The 17,533-nt window shown below is 34.3% G+C and carries 23 protein-coding genes; 7 read left to right on the forward strand and 16 right to left on the reverse strand.

The features are described from left to right. Window positions 1-148 precede the first annotated feature (148 nt). The 3 genes from ABWU52_RS03545 to gap form a co-directional block, all read right to left on the reverse strand. Window positions 149-961: an AAA family ATPase gene (locus ABWU52_RS03545; protein WP_353277629.1), complete on the reverse strand. Its 813-nt coding sequence runs from the start codon at window positions 959-961 to the stop codon at window positions 149-151. Between the two features lie 134 nt (window positions 962-1,095). Next, window positions 1,096-1,854, reverse strand: coding sequence for a twin-arginine translocase subunit TatC (tatC, locus tag ABWU52_RS03550; protein WP_353277631.1), 759 nt, complete (start codon window positions 1,852-1,854; stop codon window positions 1,096-1,098). Window positions 1,855-1,857: 3 nt separating this feature from the next. Then, window positions 1,858-2,829: a type I glyceraldehyde-3-phosphate dehydrogenase gene (gap, locus tag ABWU52_RS03555; RefSeq protein ID WP_211908049.1), complete on the reverse strand. Its 972-nt coding sequence runs from the start codon at window positions 2,827-2,829 to the stop codon at window positions 1,858-1,860. Between the two features lie 159 nt (window positions 2,830-2,988). Here gap and ABWU52_RS03560 point away from each other — a divergent pair, with 159 nt between their 5' ends. Next, window positions 2,989-3,333, forward strand: a complete 345-nt coding sequence (locus tag ABWU52_RS03560) for a hypothetical protein (RefSeq protein ID WP_353277633.1) — start codon at window positions 2,989-2,991, stop codon at window positions 3,331-3,333. Between the two features lie 256 nt (window positions 3,334-3,589). Next, entirely contained in the window at window positions 3,590-4,438 is an 849-nt protein-coding gene (locus ABWU52_RS03565; protein ID WP_353277635.1) for a hypothetical protein, read from the forward strand. A gap of 44 nt (window positions 4,439-4,482) precedes the next feature. Here the strand turns inward: ABWU52_RS03565 and ABWU52_RS03570 are convergent, their stop codons facing one another. Then, complete coding sequence (locus ABWU52_RS03570; protein ID WP_353277694.1) at window positions 4,483-5,502, reverse strand: IS110 family transposase; 1,020 nt, start codon at window positions 5,500-5,502, stop codon at window positions 4,483-4,485. A 487-nt stretch (window positions 5,503-5,989) separates the two neighbouring features. Here ABWU52_RS03570 and ABWU52_RS03575 point away from each other — a divergent pair, with 487 nt between their 5' ends. Both ABWU52_RS03575 and ABWU52_RS03580 read left to right on the forward strand, forming a co-directional pair. Beyond that, window positions 5,990-6,136: a hypothetical protein gene (locus ABWU52_RS03575; protein WP_353277637.1), complete on the forward strand. Its 147-nt coding sequence runs from the start codon at window positions 5,990-5,992 to the stop codon at window positions 6,134-6,136. A gap of 507 nt (window positions 6,137-6,643) precedes the next feature. Then, window positions 6,644-7,303 carry a reverse transcriptase domain-containing protein gene (locus tag ABWU52_RS03580; protein WP_353277638.1) on the forward strand — a complete coding sequence of 220 codons (660 nt, stop codon included), beginning with the start codon at window positions 6,644-6,646 and terminating at the stop codon, window positions 7,301-7,303. Here ABWU52_RS03580 and ABWU52_RS03585 read toward each other — a convergent pair. The 7 genes from ABWU52_RS03585 to dapB all read right to left on the reverse strand — a co-directional run bounded on the left by ABWU52_RS03585 (window position 7,298) and on the right by dapB (window position 11,163). Continuing rightward, the gene (locus tag ABWU52_RS03585) at window positions 7,298-8,092 is read right to left on the reverse strand and encodes an IS3 family transposase (protein WP_353277640.1); all 795 of its coding nucleotides are present in this window, start codon (window positions 8,090-8,092) and stop codon (window positions 7,298-7,300) included. The genes ABWU52_RS03580 and ABWU52_RS03585 overlap by 6 nt on opposite strands. Window positions 8,093-8,151: 59 nt before the next feature. Further along, window positions 8,152-8,451, reverse strand: coding sequence for a transposase (locus ABWU52_RS03590; RefSeq protein WP_064085359.1), 300 nt, complete (start codon window positions 8,449-8,451; stop codon window positions 8,152-8,154). Between the two features lie 76 nt (window positions 8,452-8,527). Continuing rightward, on the reverse strand, window positions 8,528-9,025 hold the full coding sequence (locus tag ABWU52_RS03595; protein ID WP_353277708.1) for an IS3 family transposase: 498 nt from the start codon (window positions 9,023-9,025) through the stop codon (window positions 8,528-8,530). After that, window positions 9,001-9,300 (reverse strand): transposase, encoded by a 300-nt coding sequence (locus tag ABWU52_RS03600; protein ID WP_064085359.1) that lies wholly within the window; start codon window positions 9,298-9,300, stop codon window positions 9,001-9,003. Before ABWU52_RS03600 ends, ABWU52_RS03595 begins: the two co-directional genes overlap by 25 nt. A 29-nt stretch (window positions 9,301-9,329) precedes the next feature. Then, window positions 9,330-9,551 (reverse strand): hypothetical protein, encoded by a 222-nt coding sequence (locus ABWU52_RS03605; RefSeq protein ID WP_353277642.1) that lies wholly within the window; start codon window positions 9,549-9,551, stop codon window positions 9,330-9,332. A 68-nt stretch (window positions 9,552-9,619) separates the two neighbouring features. Beyond that, a complete protein-coding gene (pstB, locus tag ABWU52_RS03610; protein ID WP_010401422.1) occupies window positions 9,620-10,378 on the reverse strand; it encodes a phosphate ABC transporter ATP-binding protein PstB in 759 nt (252 codons plus the stop codon). Further along, the gene (gene dapB, locus ABWU52_RS03615; protein WP_052264993.1) at window positions 10,375-11,163 is read right to left on the reverse strand and encodes a 4-hydroxy-tetrahydrodipicolinate reductase; all 789 of its coding nucleotides are present in this window, start codon (window positions 11,161-11,163) and stop codon (window positions 10,375-10,377) included. Before dapB ends, pstB begins: the two co-directional genes overlap by 4 nt. A 344-nt stretch (window positions 11,164-11,507) precedes the next feature. Between dapB and ABWU52_RS03620 the strand changes: the two genes are divergently transcribed. Together ABWU52_RS03620 and ABWU52_RS03625 are read left to right on the forward strand one after the other, a co-directional pair. Further along, window positions 11,508-11,807 (forward strand): transposase, encoded by a 300-nt coding sequence (locus ABWU52_RS03620; RefSeq protein ID WP_064085359.1) that lies wholly within the window; start codon window positions 11,508-11,510, stop codon window positions 11,805-11,807. Then, window positions 11,783-12,661, forward strand: coding sequence for an IS3 family transposase (locus ABWU52_RS03625; RefSeq protein WP_353277659.1), 879 nt, complete (start codon window positions 11,783-11,785; stop codon window positions 12,659-12,661). Before ABWU52_RS03620 ends, ABWU52_RS03625 begins: the two co-directional genes overlap by 25 nt. On the opposite strand, the gene ABWU52_RS03630 is transcribed toward ABWU52_RS03625, so the two are convergent. The 3 genes from ABWU52_RS03630 to ABWU52_RS03640 are packed head-to-tail and all read right to left on the reverse strand — an operon-like array spanning window position 12,656 to window position 14,331. Further along, window positions 12,656-12,838 carry a hypothetical protein gene (locus ABWU52_RS03630; protein WP_353277644.1) on the reverse strand — a complete coding sequence of 61 codons (183 nt, stop codon included), beginning with the start codon at window positions 12,836-12,838 and terminating at the stop codon, window positions 12,656-12,658. The two genes, ABWU52_RS03625 and ABWU52_RS03630, sit on opposite strands and share 6 nt — an antisense overlap. A gap of 36 nt (window positions 12,839-12,874) precedes the next feature. Then, window positions 12,875-13,726, reverse strand: a complete 852-nt coding sequence (locus ABWU52_RS03635) for a DNA polymerase III subunit delta' (RefSeq protein ID WP_353277646.1) — start codon at window positions 13,724-13,726, stop codon at window positions 12,875-12,877. Between the two features lie 17 nt (window positions 13,727-13,743). Then, on the reverse strand, window positions 13,744-14,331 hold the full coding sequence (locus tag ABWU52_RS03640; RefSeq protein WP_006013379.1) for an L-threonylcarbamoyladenylate synthase: 588 nt from the start codon (window positions 14,329-14,331) through the stop codon (window positions 13,744-13,746). A 375-nt stretch (window positions 14,332-14,706) separates the two neighbouring features. Between ABWU52_RS03640 and ABWU52_RS03645 the strand changes: the two genes are divergently transcribed. After that, entirely contained in the window at window positions 14,707-15,795 is a 1,089-nt protein-coding gene (locus ABWU52_RS03645; RefSeq protein ID WP_353276176.1) for an IS481 family transposase, read from the forward strand. A gap of 38 nt (window positions 15,796-15,833) precedes the next feature. Here the strand turns inward: ABWU52_RS03645 and ABWU52_RS03650 are convergent, their stop codons facing one another. Further along, on the reverse strand, window positions 15,834-16,205 hold the full coding sequence (locus ABWU52_RS03650) for a holo-[acyl-carrier-protein] synthase (protein WP_015587654.1): 372 nt from the start codon (window positions 16,203-16,205) through the stop codon (window positions 15,834-15,836). Next, the gene (gene proS / locus ABWU52_RS03655; RefSeq protein ID WP_353277648.1) at window positions 16,202-17,470 is read right to left on the reverse strand and encodes a proline--tRNA ligase; all 1,269 of its coding nucleotides are present in this window, start codon (window positions 17,468-17,470) and stop codon (window positions 16,202-16,204) included. Before proS ends, ABWU52_RS03650 begins: the two co-directional genes overlap by 4 nt. Window positions 17,471-17,533: the final 63 nt, after the last annotated feature.

The following is a 17,533-nucleotide window of genomic DNA, read 5'->3' on the forward strand; positions in this document are numbered from 1 at the left end:
CACTATTAGGAAAAGAGCTATAGTTTTCAATACTAACAAAAACATTTCCTAATCTTTTACACAGCAACCTATCGAACCTCCAACTTCAGAAAAATAGTTGAAAGACAATCAAGGAAACAAACCTCTCTTCTTCATTTTGATTGGTTTCTTATTTCTCTAAAGTTTTAATGTATTCCGTTAAAGCCCTGAATCCAATGTTAGAAACTATATCTTTTGTTATAAAGGCTATTTCCCTCAATTTTTGATGTAAACTAGGTGGCAACCTTAACACTGACTGTGCTGGCTCTGATTTTCTAACAGTAGATAAGGCTTCCTCATAAACAGATTCAATTTCCCTAATTGCTTTTAAATCTACTGGTTTATATTCAACAATTGCCATACCTTCGCCAGAGGCGTCTTGAACTGCAGCTCGCCAACTTAAAAAACTATCGAACCTTGTTAAGTTGTCAAATTCACTTAAAAAATCATCACATTCTTCAATGTGTTTTTTAGCTGCACCTGGATTGGTGTGTACTCCATTAAATAGCACTCTTGCTTTAAAGGTTTTATTACAACTTTGAGTACCGTTAACTAAGTTGCTCAGAGTGTCAAACGTCCACATATCAATCCCAGATGGATTAATGGGAAATATAGCTAGATTAGCTAATGATAAGGCAGCCCTTAAAGTTTCATCTGCTCTTCTTGCGTCAACAATAATATCTTGATATTTGGACTGTAAAGCTTGTAGCTCATTTCTGATTACTACACCAATGTTAATTTGGCCTAACACCTTGTGAATACTGTTAATTTTCGGTAAACTTTTGTCCTTGTCTCGCAGGGATGCCCACAAGGTAGCTAGCATTAATGGGTCAAGATCATAGAGAAGGACATTTCTACCTTCCCTAGCACGCATCACCGCTATATTTGTGGCTATGGTCGTTTTACCAGTACCACCTTTTTGACCACCAACAACTATTATCATAACACACCTCGTAATATTTTAATTCACTTGGCGTCTACTAAAAAATCAATAAGGGCAGTTTACATAATCCCACTTCAATGTTCAAGAAAAAGTGCTCCGGTGCTCATTCTTTGTTTATAAATAATATTCTTGATTCAATCCTTTGCTTTCTTCTCAATATATCTACATATCAGGATAGAGAGCTCATATAATACCAGCATTGGAATTGCAAGTCCTACTTGGCTTAGTACATCAGGTGGAGTTAAGATTGCAGCAATAATGAAAATTACCACTATCGCAATTCTCCGTTTATTTGACAAACTTTGTGCAGTGATTAGCCCTACTCTTACCATTAAGGTGAGTATAACTGGAATTTGAAATGCAGTGCCAAATGCAAACATAAATTGAAGAACAAGGTCTAAATATTCACTAACTGATGGCATAAACTCTATTGGTATACCGAAAGATTTACCGCTATGTTCAAAAGCAATAAAAAATTTCCAGGCTAAGGGAAATATGTAGTAGTAAGCTACAGCGGCTCCCGTTACAAACAAAACCGGTGTTGCAATTAAGTATGGCAATAACACTGCCCTTTCTCTTTTATATAAGCCAGGTGCTAGAAATATGTAGAATTGCCATGCAAACACAGGAAAAGAAAACAACAGTGCACTCATTATTGCAACCCTGAGATATACAAAAAACGCTTCTGTTAAGTCTGTATAGATTAGAGAAAAATCATTGCTATCTTTTGTAACTTCTATTAAAGGTGCAAGTAAAAAGCGGTATATATTTTCTTTAAAGTAGTAACAAAACCCGAAGGTAACACAAAAAAATAGAAAGCAAAAAATAACCCTTTTTCTAAGTTCCGCAAAGTGCTCATAAAATGAAGCATATTTTTGTGAGTTTTCGTTCATACTTTACAATAAAGCTATATCTAACATTCTCAGTGAAAAAGCCCATTCATTATCGTACCACGCTGCAACTCTACAGATATCACCTGTGACATATGTACCAGCTAAATCCACAATTGCACTATAAGGGTTATGGACAAAGTCTATTGAAACTAAAGGCTCGTTACATACGGAAAGCACATGATTTGCTGAATTCTTAAATATTTCGTTTATTTCCTTAGTTGTTGCTCTCTTATCAGCTAAAAATTTAAAATCAACCATAGAAACGTTGCTAACCGGAACTCTAATAGCAGTACCATCTAGCTTACCCTTTAACTGAGGAATGACAGAACCAATTGTTTTTGCTGCTCCAGTTGTAGTTGGCACCATAGAAAGGCCACAAGCTCTTGCCCTACGTAAGTCTCTATGGTTGCCATCAAGAATATTTTGATCATTCGTATAGGCATGTATAGTGGTCATAAAACCGCTTTTTATGCCTAAATTGGAGTGTAAAACGTGTACAATCGGAGCCAGACAGTTTGTAGTACAAGAACCTGCTGAGATCACTTTATGCTCCTTTTTTAGCATATCGTTATTTACGCCGTAAACTACAGTTACATCAGCATCTGAAACTGGAGCAGAGACAATTACTCTCTCTGCATTATGCTTTGCTGCTTCCGCACGCTTGTTGAATGCACCAGTGCATTCAAGCACTACATCAACATTCCAAGGAATATTTTCAGGGCTACGTTCTCTATATAAAGAAAATTTCCTGCCATTTATAGATAGCCAATTTTCAGACTCGTTAAAATCAATATCGCCGTTAAATTTGCCATGAACAGAGTCATATTTAATCAAATGTGCATGCTGCTCAGCACTGAGCGACCCATTTACCGCCACAACTTCTATTTGCTCACTATAGTTTTCTACTTCAAAAATAGCACGCAATACACTTCTGCCTATTCTACCAAGACCATTAATTCCTACACGAATTGTCATTTTTCCATCTTAAAAGTTTAATTATAGAGGATATTGCCTGATATTTCATTCTATTCTTTTGGTTGTTAATCCTAATGTTATAATATATTGATGCTTATCTTGACTAAAGAAACTGTATCACTTAATTAATAATATCTAAATTTTAACTTGGAGTAGGTTATGCATGGATTACCAATGACAAATTCAGATAATCAGTATCAGCAAAGAAAAATAGAAGCATTGCAAAAAGAAAATAAAGGACTGTCAGAAAAAGTGAAAACACTACAGAAAATGTCAGTGCTGCACAATGAAATGCTAGTAATGCTACAGTGGAAATCAATAACAGAGAAACTGCGCACAGAAATATTAAAAAAACTGCTAGAAACACCTCAAGAAGCAGCAGCATTTCAATTAGAAGAAAAAGATGAAGATCAGCAAGTAATAGAAGACATACTGGATATGCAAGAAGAATTTGAATCTTTACAAAATTTGGAAAGTACTACTATTGAACAAACAAATATTTAAGGACAGAGCATATAGCTCTTTCCTACTCTTCAGAGTTAGCTAAATAGCTGACTCTGAAGAGTAGATAACATTCTTTTACCTTTTTTATTTAGTAAATTCCTTAATATTTCTAATTATAAAGAACCCGTCAGTTATTTTTGTATTTTACGGCTAAGGATATTACTCTTTGGTATCTTATACTTTAATATCTTAATAATTAACTTGATTAAGTAACTATAGTACTATATTATTTAACTCAATATTAATGATAATTATTATGGATTTAAAAAACTTACAACAAGAGTTGCTTGGAATGATTTTTCTCATACTTGCACCAATTAATGCAGAAGAGGAAAAAGATATGAAAGAGCGAGCATTAAAGATTATCGATGAATTAAAAGATCATATTAATGATGATATAGAAATGAGTGATCTGAGAATGACAATTTTAGACTACATTATCCTTTGTGATAGTCAAGATAACGTAAGGTTAAATAACAGATCATTGTTAGACTTAGAAGATGCCGTCAAAAGTATTGGAGGGAAAACTTCACAAGAGTTAGGGCGAGTAAATCAGATTCCACAGCAACCAAATAGTATTGGATTAGCGTTAGCAGAAGCTACAATACAATATGAGGCGCATGTGAGAGAAATGGAAGAGAGAAATCTAAGGATTATCACCTCAATTGGAGTATTAGGTATAACAGCCTTAGGAGTTAATCTTGGAAAATCAAAAGTGAGTGAAATTATTGGTACAACACTTGGAGGACTATTATCCATTCCAATAATGGTCATATTACCAGTATCAATAGCAGTAGCGTTAAAAAACAGGAATTCAGGGCTTAGAGAAGTAGTACAATATTCTCTTGATGCAACAAGTAAACCGTCAAGGATTGGGTTAGTAGCAGCCTTAGGAGCAGGCACGATGATGTTAACTAACAATATAACTAGCAGCAGCACTGAAACAAATATGGAATTATTAGGCCCTGGTTTTATAGCTGCAATTGGAGCTGGAATTGGTGCTACATTGTCAACGGCTTTAGCGAGAAGGATGTTTGCTCCTATCTCTACAAATTTGGAAAATGCTACCACTGAACAACAGAATATTCAAGGACAGAGCATATAAACTTGTAATAGTTTTAAACTATTACATATAACTTTCTCCTATGATTATTGTCCAGTAAAAATTTCAAATTTTGTAAAATCTTTAAAAACCCAGTTATTTTTAAGAGTGTAGAAAATAGTTATAAGAAATTTCCTAGCAGTAGCAGTTATAGCCTTAGCAGAACCACGCTTCTTTTTTATATGTTCATAAAAGCTTTTCAAGTAAGGACTGTAACGTACAGCAATCCAAGTACATTGAACTAAAGAAGTACGCGCTATTTTTGACCCTCGTTTGGTAATTCTTCCAATTGTACATTGCTGATTAGATTGAGAAACTCTTGGCACAACTCCAAAATATGCAGTAAGTTTCTCAGGTCTACGGAAATCATTAATGTCTCCAATTGTTACAATAAAAACAGCTGCAGAAATTGGACCTATTCCCTTTATGCTGATAAGATTGCTGAACCCAGGAAGTTGTTTAGCGAAAGCTATAATTTCCTTTTCAAGCTTTTTAAGGCTTTCTCGGATAGCTTCTAAATGATAGCTAATCACTTCAATTTCAACTTTTTCTAAAGGATCCCAATTATGCTTTTGAGTAGCACGTTCAAATCCTACTTTAGTTGTAAGTACTTCTTTTTTAATTTTTATTCCATGGTAATTAAAAAGACCATGAACTTTATTGATTAAAGATACCCGTGACTTTACTAACTGATCTCTCATTTGAAGAAGAGAAGCTAACTGCTGGCATTGTTTGTTTTTGCACCTTGCCTCAGGCAACATATCTTTGCTGAGAAAGAAAGCAATAGCTCGTGCATCATGCTTATCTGTTTTGTTCACAGAGCGACGAACAACTTCAAACTGCCCAGGAGCAATTATTACTATGCGTTTAACGTAAGGTGAAACTGCATCATAAAAGAAACAGCTGTTACCTGTTGCTTCTATGGCTACTTCATCTGTTTCTTGAAGATCTTTGGTGAAATTATCCAAGTCTTTTAAGCGAAACGTTTGAATATGCTCAGGTTTCCCTTCCTGTAAGGAACAAACAGTAAAACTATTGGTATGTAAATCAACTCCAATGTGACGCATATTTTTTCCTCCAATTGCATATTTCAATATATCAGAGTAGAATATTGCCGGTTGTTCCAAACTCCTATACGAGGTCATCACATTTTGTGAGCCTCACGATGATTTTCGGTGGCAGGGGCAGTTAATCTCCCCTACGAAGTCTTCTTTCTACTCCCTGAGCAGAAAGTGCTTCAGAAAAATATCCAACCTGCCACCTATCCACTCTGAGAAGTCATTATCTTCTCTTGCTTCCAACCAAGCAATACTTATTCATACCATCTCTCCTTCCTTCTTTATCGTTACCCCGGGTGTTGTAAAACTGGGGTAACACCTTCCGCTACGCAAATCACCTACAAAACACAATCTTTTTATTCCCCCAAACAATTAGTTGTGAATTTAAGCAATCATATTAATATAGTAAATATTTACTTAATATACTAGTATTTACCTTGACTAAACAATTATAGTGCTGTATCATTTGTACTTAAGCTTTAATAGTGAGGTGTTGATGGACGCACAAGAATTAGAAAACTTACGGAAAAGTTCATCAATAAAATCCCAAGATGCTGGGGAGAAAACATCAGAAGAGTTGGAAAGAAATTTAAACCTGAATGAAGCCAATAATGATAGTGTGCTGCAGCAACAAGCAGAATAATGTTTGTGAGAAGCTTTATTGAAGATGAAGGAAGGTCCTTCGAAATCGGCTTTCAGGAGCAGGTTTCAAACCACCTTAAGTGGCTCTATTTAAGAGATAGGGTCATAAGCGTTAAGGAAAAATCAGCGTAAGAGCTGGAAGGTGAGGATCAGAAAGGCGAACGTAAGTGAACCACTGATGAACGTGTCGAAATGGGAAGTGAACATCGAAAGGGGGAGTGAATCGTTCTCCTCTTAAGAGCTTACAGTGAACCTGATTACTGTGTAGGCGGTGTTCGGCATAAAGGTGGCGTGAGTCTGATCTGGGCTTTGATAAGGAACTGCAGGAACCAGTCGATTTGATGAAAAGCGAGACAAGCAAGAGGCCAATCCTCAAGTTTTAGAGTAGCGATGCAAATCACTGGGACGGATCAACTCGTAGTAGTGAAGAAGTGGTTGTAATGACTATGGAGCGAAGGGGTTGAGCTAGTCGACTTTAGTAAATCATTCAACTTGAAGGAGGATGAAAATGATTGAACGAACAAAGCCTTTTGATATACCGAAATCTCTGGTATTTTCGGCTTATAAAAGAGTTAAAGAAAACAGAGGAGGGGCAGGTATTGATGATCTAACAATTGAAAAGTTTGATCAAGATTTAAGCAAGAACCTTTATAAGTTATGGAATAGGCTGTCATCTGGTAGTTATTTTCCACCTGCAGTAAAGGCTTGTGATATAATCAAGGCAGAAGGAGGGACAAGGACACTTGGAATACCTACTGTCTCCGATCGTATAGCGCAGGAAGTTGTAAGAAGTGTTTTAGAACCAGAGCTTGAGAAGGTATTTGATGAAGATTCATATGGTTATAGGCCAAATAAATCGGCGTTAGATGCGATAGGACAAACTAGAAAGCGATGCTTCTACCAAAATTGGTTAATAGAGTTTGACGTCAAGGGAATGTTTGATAACATAGAGCACAATCTACTGATGAAAGCAGTCAGAAAACACACTACAAACAAGTGGATTCTCTTATACATACAAAGATGGCTAAGTGCAGATATACAACTTGAAGATGGAACAAGAATAAAGCGTCTCAGCGGAGTACCGCAGGGAGGTGTAGAGTCCTATCTTAAGCAACCTATGACCTTACCCAGAAAAAGTAGACAGAAAGTTAAGACGTTTTTGCTATGAGAATGATGAATCAAAAAGCTCAGGAATGCAATAGTTAATAGTAGAATGTCTACGCTGTTTATTATAAAAAATTTCTATATATTCAAATATTGCGGTTTTAGCTTGTTGTGCAGAGTGTTGTGAAGTATCAATGAGTAACTCTCTCTTAAGTGAACTAAAAAAGCTCTCTGAAACAGCATTATCATAACAACAACCTTTGTGACTCATACTAGAAGTAATATTTTTTGTACTTAGTAAAAATTGATAATTTTTAGAGGTGTATTGCGATCCTTGATCGCTATGAAATAGTAGATTTTTAGCAGATTTGCGCCTACCAATAGCCATGAATAACGCATCTATAACTAATTGCCTATTTACTGCATTACTCATTGACCAGCCAATCACCATGCGTGAATATAAATCTATTATTGCTGCCAAATATAACCATCCTTCATTAGTTTTTATGTACGTAATATCAGTTACCCATATCTTGTTAGGTTGATCAGCGATGAAATTCTGATTTAATATGTTAGGAGTTATAACTCTATTGTCTATTTGTGGTTTTTTACTTTTAAACTTTCGTCTAAGCTTAGCTTGAATGCCATTTTTCTGCATAACATTTTGCACTGTTTTGATGTTATAATTTTTACCTAAAGCCTTTAATTCAGCGTGAATTTTAGGAGCTCCGTATCTGCATTGTGATGCTCGATATACCTTCTGAATATCTTGTATGAGCTCTTCTCTTATTGATTTTTTGTTGTTTTTTTCCTTAGTAATCCATTTATAATAACCACAAGCAGATACGTTCAAAAATCTGCATGATTCCCGTATTTTATAGCATTTTTTATGTTCTTTTATAAAAGAATATTTTACTCTTTTTGGTTTGCAAAATATCCCAGGGCTTTTTTTAAAATGTCTCTTTCCCTCGTTACTCTTGCCAGCTCTTTCTTTAAATCAAACTTTTCTTTGTCACAATGAGCTACTTTCCCTTTTCCTGGAAACGCATCTACTCCAGACATTCTATCATTGTATGTTTTTACCCATCTGCTTAATGAATCACCGCTAATACCCAAATCTCTTGCTATTTTTGCTGATGATTGACCTGTTTCTTTTACTAGTCTTATAGCTTCAATTTTGAATTCTGCTGTATATTCTTTTCTTTTTGTCATACCACACCTCTTTGAAAAAACGTTTTATTTTACTTCAAAAACGTCTTAACTTTCTGTCTACTTTTTCTGGGTAAGGTCAAATCACCATGCGTGAATATAAATCTATTATTGCTGCCAAATATAACCATCCTTCATTAGTTTTTATGTACGTAATATCAGTTACCCATATCTTGTTAGGTTGATCAGCGATAAAATTCTGATTTAATATGTTAGGAGTTATAACTCTATTGTCTATTTGTGGTTTTTTACTTTTAAACTTTCGTCTAAGCTTAGCTTGAATGCCATTTTTCTGCATAACATTTTGCACTGTTTTGATGTTATAATTTTTACCTAAAGCCTTTAATTCAGCGTGAATTTTAGGAGCTCCGTATCTGCATTGTGATGCTCGATATACCTTCTGAATATCTTGTATGAGCTCTTCTCTTATTGATTTTTTGTTGTTTTTTTCCTTAGTAATCCATTTATAATAACCACAAGCAGATACGTTCAAAAATCTGCATGATTCCCGTATTTTATAGCATTTTTTATGTTCTTTTATAAAAGAATATTTTACTCTTTTTGGTTTGCAAAATATCCCAGGGCTTTTTTTAAAATGTCTCTTTCCCTCGTTACTCTTGCCAGCTCTTTCTTTAAATCAAACTTTTCTTTGTCACAATGAGCTACTTTCCCTTTTCCTGGAAACGCATCTACTCCAGACATTCTATCATTGTATGTTTTTACCCATCTGCTTAATGAATCACCGCTAATACCCAAATCTCTTGCTATTTTTGCTGATGATTGACCTGTTTCTTTTACTAGTCTTATAGCTTCAATTTTGAATTCTGCTGTATATTCTTTTCTTTTTGTCATACCACACCTCTTTGAAAAAACGTTTTATTTTACTTCAAAAACGTCTTAACTTTCTGTCTACTTTTTCTGGGTAAGGTCAGGATGGACATCAAAGGTGTCATTCCATCTTCAAACGCGTTAACATTCGCTCCTTCTTTCAATGCTTGTTGAAAATGATTCCAAGCTTCCTCAGGTGTTATTCTTTCACCACTAGCATTTTGAAATTCAATAGCTTTAAACAACTTTTTTGTTGCTTCACTTGTACTAAACATTTTAACCCCCTATCACAACAAACTTGATAAAATTATACATAGAAAAAATTAAAATATCAACTATTAAGCTAATGATCCAGAATATACTCCTTCGTTAAAGGAGACTGAGCATTTTCAAAGATTTCTTGAGTACTTCCGAATTCAACAATCTTGCCATTGCAAAAGAAAACTATGCTGTCAGATAATTTTTTAGCTTGCTTCATCGAATGAGTTACCATAATTATGGTGAACCTCAATTTCAATTCTTGTATAAGATTTTCGATTGCATTGGTTGCCATTGGATCAAGAGCAGAGCATGGTTCATCCATTAATAAAATAGTTGGCTTTACTGCAATTGCACGAGCAATGCATAATCTTTGTTGCTGGCCACCAGATAAATTTAGTGCACTATCTTGCAATCTATCTTTCAACTCTTCCCATAAACCAACCTTAGTTAAACTACTTTCTACTATTTCATCTAATTTTTGCTTATTTTTCACCATGCCATGCAATTTAGGCCCATAAGCAACATTATCATATATTGACTTTGGAAAAGGATTGGGTTTTTGAAATACCATACCAACTTTTGCTCTGAGCAATACAACATCCATATCACGTGAATATATATTACCCAGCCCATCGATTACCAGTTCACCAGTCGCTCTACATCCAGGTACGTAATCATTCATACGATTAAAACAACGCAAAAATGTCGATTTACCGCACCCAGAAGGTCCGATAAAAGTTGTGACTTTCTTTTTGCAAATATTCAAATTTATATCGAATAAAACTTGTTTAGAGCCATACCAAAGATTTAAATTTTTAACGAAAGCGTATTTATCGCTCATACTAAATCCTGCATTGAATAAAGTCCTGGAGTTTTATTCTCGCACAACCATATTGCTGCCTGAACCGCCCCTCTAGCAAACGTTGTACGATCAATTGCCTTGTGATTTAATTCTACTCGTTCATCGGAATTGACAAACATGACACTGTGATCTCCTATTACTCCACCTCCACGAGATACTGCAAAGCCTATTCCTCCTTTCCCTCTTATATTTGAATTATTATGTGAATATTGATTGAGCTCAAAATCCACTTTTGCAGCGTTAGCAACTGCTTTACCAAACTCTATAGCTGTTCCAGATGGTGAATCCTTTTTTAAATTGTGATGCATTTCCCAAATTTCAACGTCATACTCATTACCTAAAAGCTTGGCAGCTTCTTTTACCAATTTCAGCAACACATTAACTCCTATACTCATATTTGCTGACCATAATATTGGAACTTTAGCAGCATATTCTTTTAAATTTAGACCTTCTATTCCAGTTGTGCCACTAACTAGCGGTTTTTTAAATTTCACGGCCGCCTTAAGGCATTCTAGCATACATTCTTTAGTTGTAAAATCTATTACAACATCAGACGATTCAAATACCTCACTAATAGAACTTGTAATTTTGATTCCTAAATTGCAATTATTGCCTACAATAGGCCCAATATCTAAGCCTATATACTCACTGCCCAAGCGAGCAACAGCACCTGCTATTTCCACTTTGGTATTCGTAATTAATTCATTGAGTATTTTCTTACCCATTCTGCCTAAGCAGCCTATTACTCCAACTTTGATTTTCATAAAGCTTTTTCCACTATGTTAGGCTTTTTTTGAAGCTTTGTCATCTTTATAAGCTTAGCATATTTAGCCTTACACTGATAAAACTATAGCTATACATCGATGAATCTATTGAAAATTGATACTAGGAAGATACAAATTGTAATTAGTCAATTTTCTCCTATGGAGAAAACTTATAAAAAAAAAGAGCACCAAAGAAGATACTCTTTAGGAAATTGACATAATAAGTTTTGATTTTATAAGTTGTTTTTTAGATGGATTATCTACTTGACCTTACCCAGAAAAAGTAGACAGAAAGTTAAGACGTTTTTGAAGTAAAATAAAACGTTTTTTCAAAGAGGTGTGGTATGACAAAAAGAAAAGAATATACAGCAGAATTCAAAATTGAAGCTATAAGACTAGTAAAAGAAACAGGTCAATCATCAGCAAAAATAGCAAGAGATTTGGGTATTAGCGGTGATTCATTAAGCAGATGGGTAAAAACATACAATGATAGAATGTCTGGAGTAGATGCGTTTCCAGGAAAAGGGAAAGTAGCTCATTGTGACAAAGAAAAGTTTGATTTAAAGAAAGAGCTGGCAAGAGTAACGAGGGAAAGAGACATTTTAAAAAAAGCCCTGGGATATTTTGCAAACCAAAAAGAGTAAAATATTCTTTTATAAAAGAACATAAAAAATGCTATAAAATACGGGAATCATGCAGATTTTTGAACGTATCTGCTTGTGGTTATTATAAATGGATTACTAAGGAAAAAAACAACAAAAAATCAATAAGAGAAGAGCTCATACAAGATATTCAGAAGGTATATCGAGCATCACAATGCAGATACGGAGCTCCTAAAATTCACGCTGAATTAAAGGCTTTAGGTAAAAATTATAACATCAAAACAGTGCAAAATGTTATGCAGAAAAATGGCATTCAAGCTAAGCTTAGACGAAAGTTTAAAAGTAAAAAACCACAAATAGACAATAGAGTTATAACTCCTAACATATTAAATCAGAATTTCATCGCTGATCAACCTAACAAGATATGGGTAACTGATATTACGTACATAAAAACTAATGAAGGATGGTTATATTTGGCAGCAATAATAGATTTATATTCACGCATGGTGATTGGCTGGTCAATGAGTAATGCAGTAAATAGGCAATTAGTTATAGATGCGTTATTCATGGCTATTGGTAGGCGCAAATCTGCTAAAAATCTACTATTTCATAGCGATCAAGGATCGCAATACACCTCTAAAAATTATCAATTTTTACTAAGTACAAAAAATATTACTTCTAGTATGAGTCACAAAGGTTGTTGTTATGATAATGCTGTTTCAGAGAGCTTTTTTAGTTCACTTAAGAGAGAGTTACTCATTGATACTTCACAACACTCTGCACAACAAGCTAAAACCGCAATATTTGAATATATAGAAATTTTTTATAATAAACAGCGTAGACATTCTACTATTAACTATTGCATTCCTGAGCTTTTTGATTCATCATTCTCATAGCAAAAACGTCTTAACTTTCTGTCTACTTTTTCTGGGTAAGGTCACTCTCCCTTTTTCTAAAGTGACGTCTTGATCTAAAGATGTATTCTTGATTAAACTCAATTCTTTCTGCATGTTCAGTATAGTGTTTGTTAAAACTTCTATTGATTGCCATACAGTTAATTTATTATCATTCAAGTTATATACTTTCAGTATTAAATTAGCAGAATTTTATCATAAATTTATGTTAAAAGTATTACATTTTTGTGTCATGATGTTAACTACATTAGCTAAAACATGCTTTTTATCTAAGCGAAATTGCTTTGCAGCAACGAAAAGTTCATCTATTTCTTTCCATTGACTTAGTAGAATTTCAACATTATTTACTTCTTTCTTTATACTTTCTAAAATGGAGGTTTGAATTATATGTGATGCTAGTTCTAGCTCAATCTCACTATTAATTATTTTATTAACTATATCAGAATTATTTAGATTACGGAAAAATGTATAAAAATGCTTATGTGACTCATAAGCACCACTGTTTATTGCATTTATTATTACTCCCGGAGTTCCAGGAAACAAAGTAATGATCTCACTAAATATTTTATCGTCGAATTTACACTGAGATGAAACAACCTGCTTTGTTTCATCGTAAGTTAATGGAAGTAAATTCAGCTGAAAACACCTACACCTAATAGTGACTTGTACATCATATGGCTTATGGCTAATTACAAATATTTTAGAATTTTTTGGCGGCTCCTCTAATATCTTTAATATTGCATTTTTAGCATTGCTAGTCATTGCCTCCAAGCTATCTATTATAGCTATCTTATATTCTGATTGAATGGGGCTTAAGTGCAGAAAATTTTTCATTTCTCTCACCTTTTCCACTCCTATCGTATCACCTTCAACAATGTGTAAGTCTAATGCTACTTCATCGTAATTTTTGATAAGAAACCAATTAGAAAAGGATTTTGCGAATGTTGCTTTTCCTATACCTTTTTTACCACAGATCAGCCAAGATTGAACAGACAAGTTGTTCATTATCTTTTTTTTTGCTTGGTTGTGGCCTATCACCTTTTTCATTCTTTCTCCTATAGATCTTAGTTTGAAAATTCGTTATTTATTGTTTGTAATGAAATTTTACCTTTTCTTAAAACCTTAATCTTGTCTCCAGTTAAGTCAATAATAGTAGATTCTATACCAGAAACTAATTCATCATCTTCAATTACTGCAGATAAGTGCTGCTTAATAGACTGAGGTATATCTCTTGCTTTGCATATACTTTTTTCTCCTGAAATGTTAATACTAGTTGCAACTACTGGAGTTTTCAGTTCATTTAATATTGAAATCGCAATAGGATGATCAGGAATTCTTATGCCTATACTATCTTTAAAGAACTCATTTGGTAATATACTGTTATCTTGAAGTGGTAAAATATAGGTCATTGGTCCAGGAGAAAAATAGTTTATTAAATCGATATACTCTTCCTTTACCTTTGCTATATTTATCAAACTATCAATATTACTAACAAATACAGAGAGCGGCTTGTTTTGAGAACGCTTTTTTATTCGATATATTTTTTCTATAGATTCGTTACCTAGCGCATTACAAGAAAGAGCATATACTGTCTCTGTTGGAAAGCATGCTAACAAATTATTTTTTATTGCATTTATTACTTCAAATACCATATAGCTAAAACTTATGTCTACAATAGCTCTAGGTTTACCGTTATCTCGCTATATGGTAGCAATTAAGATACCGAAATGGCTAGCACGCATCTGTTGTATACTTACAGTAAATTTTATTAGCAACTGCTCGTTTTGACTGCTAGTACAACATTGCATAATTCTATTATGGCTATTTTGATCAAAATTTGCAAGATTTTTTATGCGAAATACTATGTATAAGTGGTTGTGGTTGATTTCAATTTGATGAATTAACATTCTAATAATATTTTGTTTAGTCTGCCAATCTACCAGATCAAGTTGTAATAGTTTAGACTTAATCTGACAAGCGAATAGAGTAAGATAAAAATATAAACAAATTTTAAAGGAGTGTCAGATATGAGTACAACACAAGAAAAAATATTAAAACCAAAGTTAGGATTGCTAGAACTTGCAAAACAATTAGGGAATGTATCGCAGGCATGTAAAGTGATGGGATATTCGAGAGATACATTTTACCGATTCAAAGAACTATATGAAACAGGAGGAGAAGAGGGATTACATGAGATAAGTAAAAGTAAGCCATTATATGCAAATAGAGTATCAGAGAATATAGAAAAAGCAGTAGTTGAAATAGCAATAGAATTTCCAGCATATGGACAAGAAAGAGCAGCAAATGAACTGAAAAAGAGAGGAATTCTAATATCTGCTAGCGGGATAAGATCAATATGGCAAAGAAACGATCTTGAAAATTTTAAAAAGAGATTGAAAGCGCTGGAAGCGAAGGTAGTACAAGATGGTATAATTTTGACAGAGGAGCAAGTTACTGCTTTAGAAAAAGCTAAGGAACAAAAAGAGGCACATGGCGAAATTGAGACACAACACCCTGGATACTTAGGTAGTCAAGATACCTATTATGTAGGCAATATCAAATGTATTGGACGAATTTATCAACAAACTTTTATTGATACCTACTCTAGAGTGGCCTTCGCTAAGCTTTATACGGAGAAAACTGCCATAACAGCTGCAGATCTTCTCAATGATAGAGTTATACCATTTTTTGATGAACAGAAAGTTCCATTGCTACGCATTTTAACCGATAGAGGTACGGAGTATTGTGGCAAACCAGGGAATCATGCGTACCAGCTATATTTGGGAATAGAAAATATTGATCACTCTAGAACCAAAGCTTATTCTCCACAGACTAATGGTATATGTGAAAGGCTTCATAGAACTATGCAAGACGAATGTTACAATATTATCTTTAGGAAAAAGATTTATAGTACTTTGGAAGAGCTTCAGTTAGATGTTGATCATTGGTTGCATTCTTACAATAGAGCTAGACCTCATTCTGGTAAGTATTGCTACGGTAAGACTCCTATGCAGACCTTTTTTGACAGTATGCATATTGCTTACCAAAAAAATATTGATAACATTAAAGCAGATTCTGATATCGGTTTTGACTTCGTCGATTCTTCTGTCAGATAATTCATGCTTGTCAGATTAAGTCTAAACTATTACATCTACTAAACGCAAATTACAACAAACGCAGTAGCATAATCTTGATCATCACTTAGAGAAAGGTGTATCTTGTAGTCTTTCGAGATGAAATCCTTTGTGATAGCAAGATGTGGTTTTCCCCTGATATTACTGTATATTTCTATATCTTTCATTATAATTCCCTGGCTGAATCCAGTGCCTAGCGCTTTAACAAAAGCTTCCTTTGCAGCAAAGCGTTTAGCAAAATATTTTGCCCTTACTTCTTGGCTATTATATTTTTTGCTTATCTCTATCTCCTTCTTAGTATAGACTTTATTGAGAAATTTTTCCCCGTATTTTTGTGATATTCTCAATATTCTGGGTATATATACTATGTCAGTGCCAATACCGTATATCATTTTGCGCTAAAACGATTTATTGCTTCTTCAACTTGTATTTCCTCTACCTCTCCAGTTGCCCTATTTTTTACTTCAACTATATTTGAAGTTACTGATTTCTTTCCAATAATTATTTGCCACGGCAAGCCTATCAGATCCATTCTAGCAAATTTTACTCCTATACTCTCGTCCGTATCATCATAAAGCACTTCATCACTTTTCAAAATTTTATATACCTTATCTGCAGCATTTACACACTCCGCTACTTTTGTTTGTAAATTGATCAAACCAACTTTAAAAGGAGCTACTGCCTCTGGCCAGATAATTCCTTTATCATCATGGAAAGCTTCTATTATTGCGCCAACAAGCCTTGAAACTCCAATACCATACGAACCCATATGCATATTAACATTTTTTCCATCTTGAGAAGTAACACTTGCCTTCATAGGCTTCGAATATTTATCACCAAAATAAAAAATATGCCCTATTTCAATACCCTTGCTAACATTTAACTGTTCTTGCGGTATAGGACAACTTTCAGGATCATGCATATCGTCTGCAACTGCATATATGCTCTTCAGACTTTCAATATCTTCACTCTCTAGCAGTTCAGAAAATTTATTGTCATAATATAAAGTGCTCTCACCGGTGCTTGCCAATATATGAAATTCATGACTTAAATTTCCTCCAATTGGTCCTGTATCTGCCCTCACTCCAATTGGAGTAAGTCCCATGCGTTTGAAGATTTTTATGTAAGTTTTATACATCAAATTATATGAATTCAGTGCACCTTCGTAATCTACATCAAAACTGTATGCATCCTTCATCAGAAATTCTCTGCCTCTCATAACACCATAACGTGGCCTTACTTCGTCACGAAACTTCCACTGAATTTGATATAAACAAAGTGGTAAATCTTTGTAACTTTTTACCGTATTTCTAATCAAATCAGTTACCACCTCCTCATGTGTTGGACCAAAAAGCATATCGCTTTCATGCCTATCTTTAATACGTAGCATTTCTTTGCCGTAATCATCGTAACGTCCTGACTCTCGCCAAAGACTTGCTGGCTGCACACAAGGCATCAACACTTCAATAGCACCAATTTCATCTCTGATAATATTTTCAATATTTTTAAGTACCAAAAGGCCAAGCGGCAGCCAAGAATAAATTCCAGATGCTGTCTGCTTGATTAAGCCCGCACGTAACAAATATTGATGAGAAATAATTTCAGCACCAGCCGGGGTTTCTTTTAAAGTTGGCAGGTAATATTGAGATAAGCGCATTTGATAAATCTGATTGTACTAAGTAATCTTAGTACAATCAGGCCTGTAGGTAAACTTATTTTA

The organism is Wolbachia endosymbiont (group B) of Villa cingulata (assembly GCF_964028285.1).
Classification (GTDB): domain Bacteria; phylum Pseudomonadota; class Alphaproteobacteria; order Rickettsiales; family Anaplasmataceae; genus Wolbachia.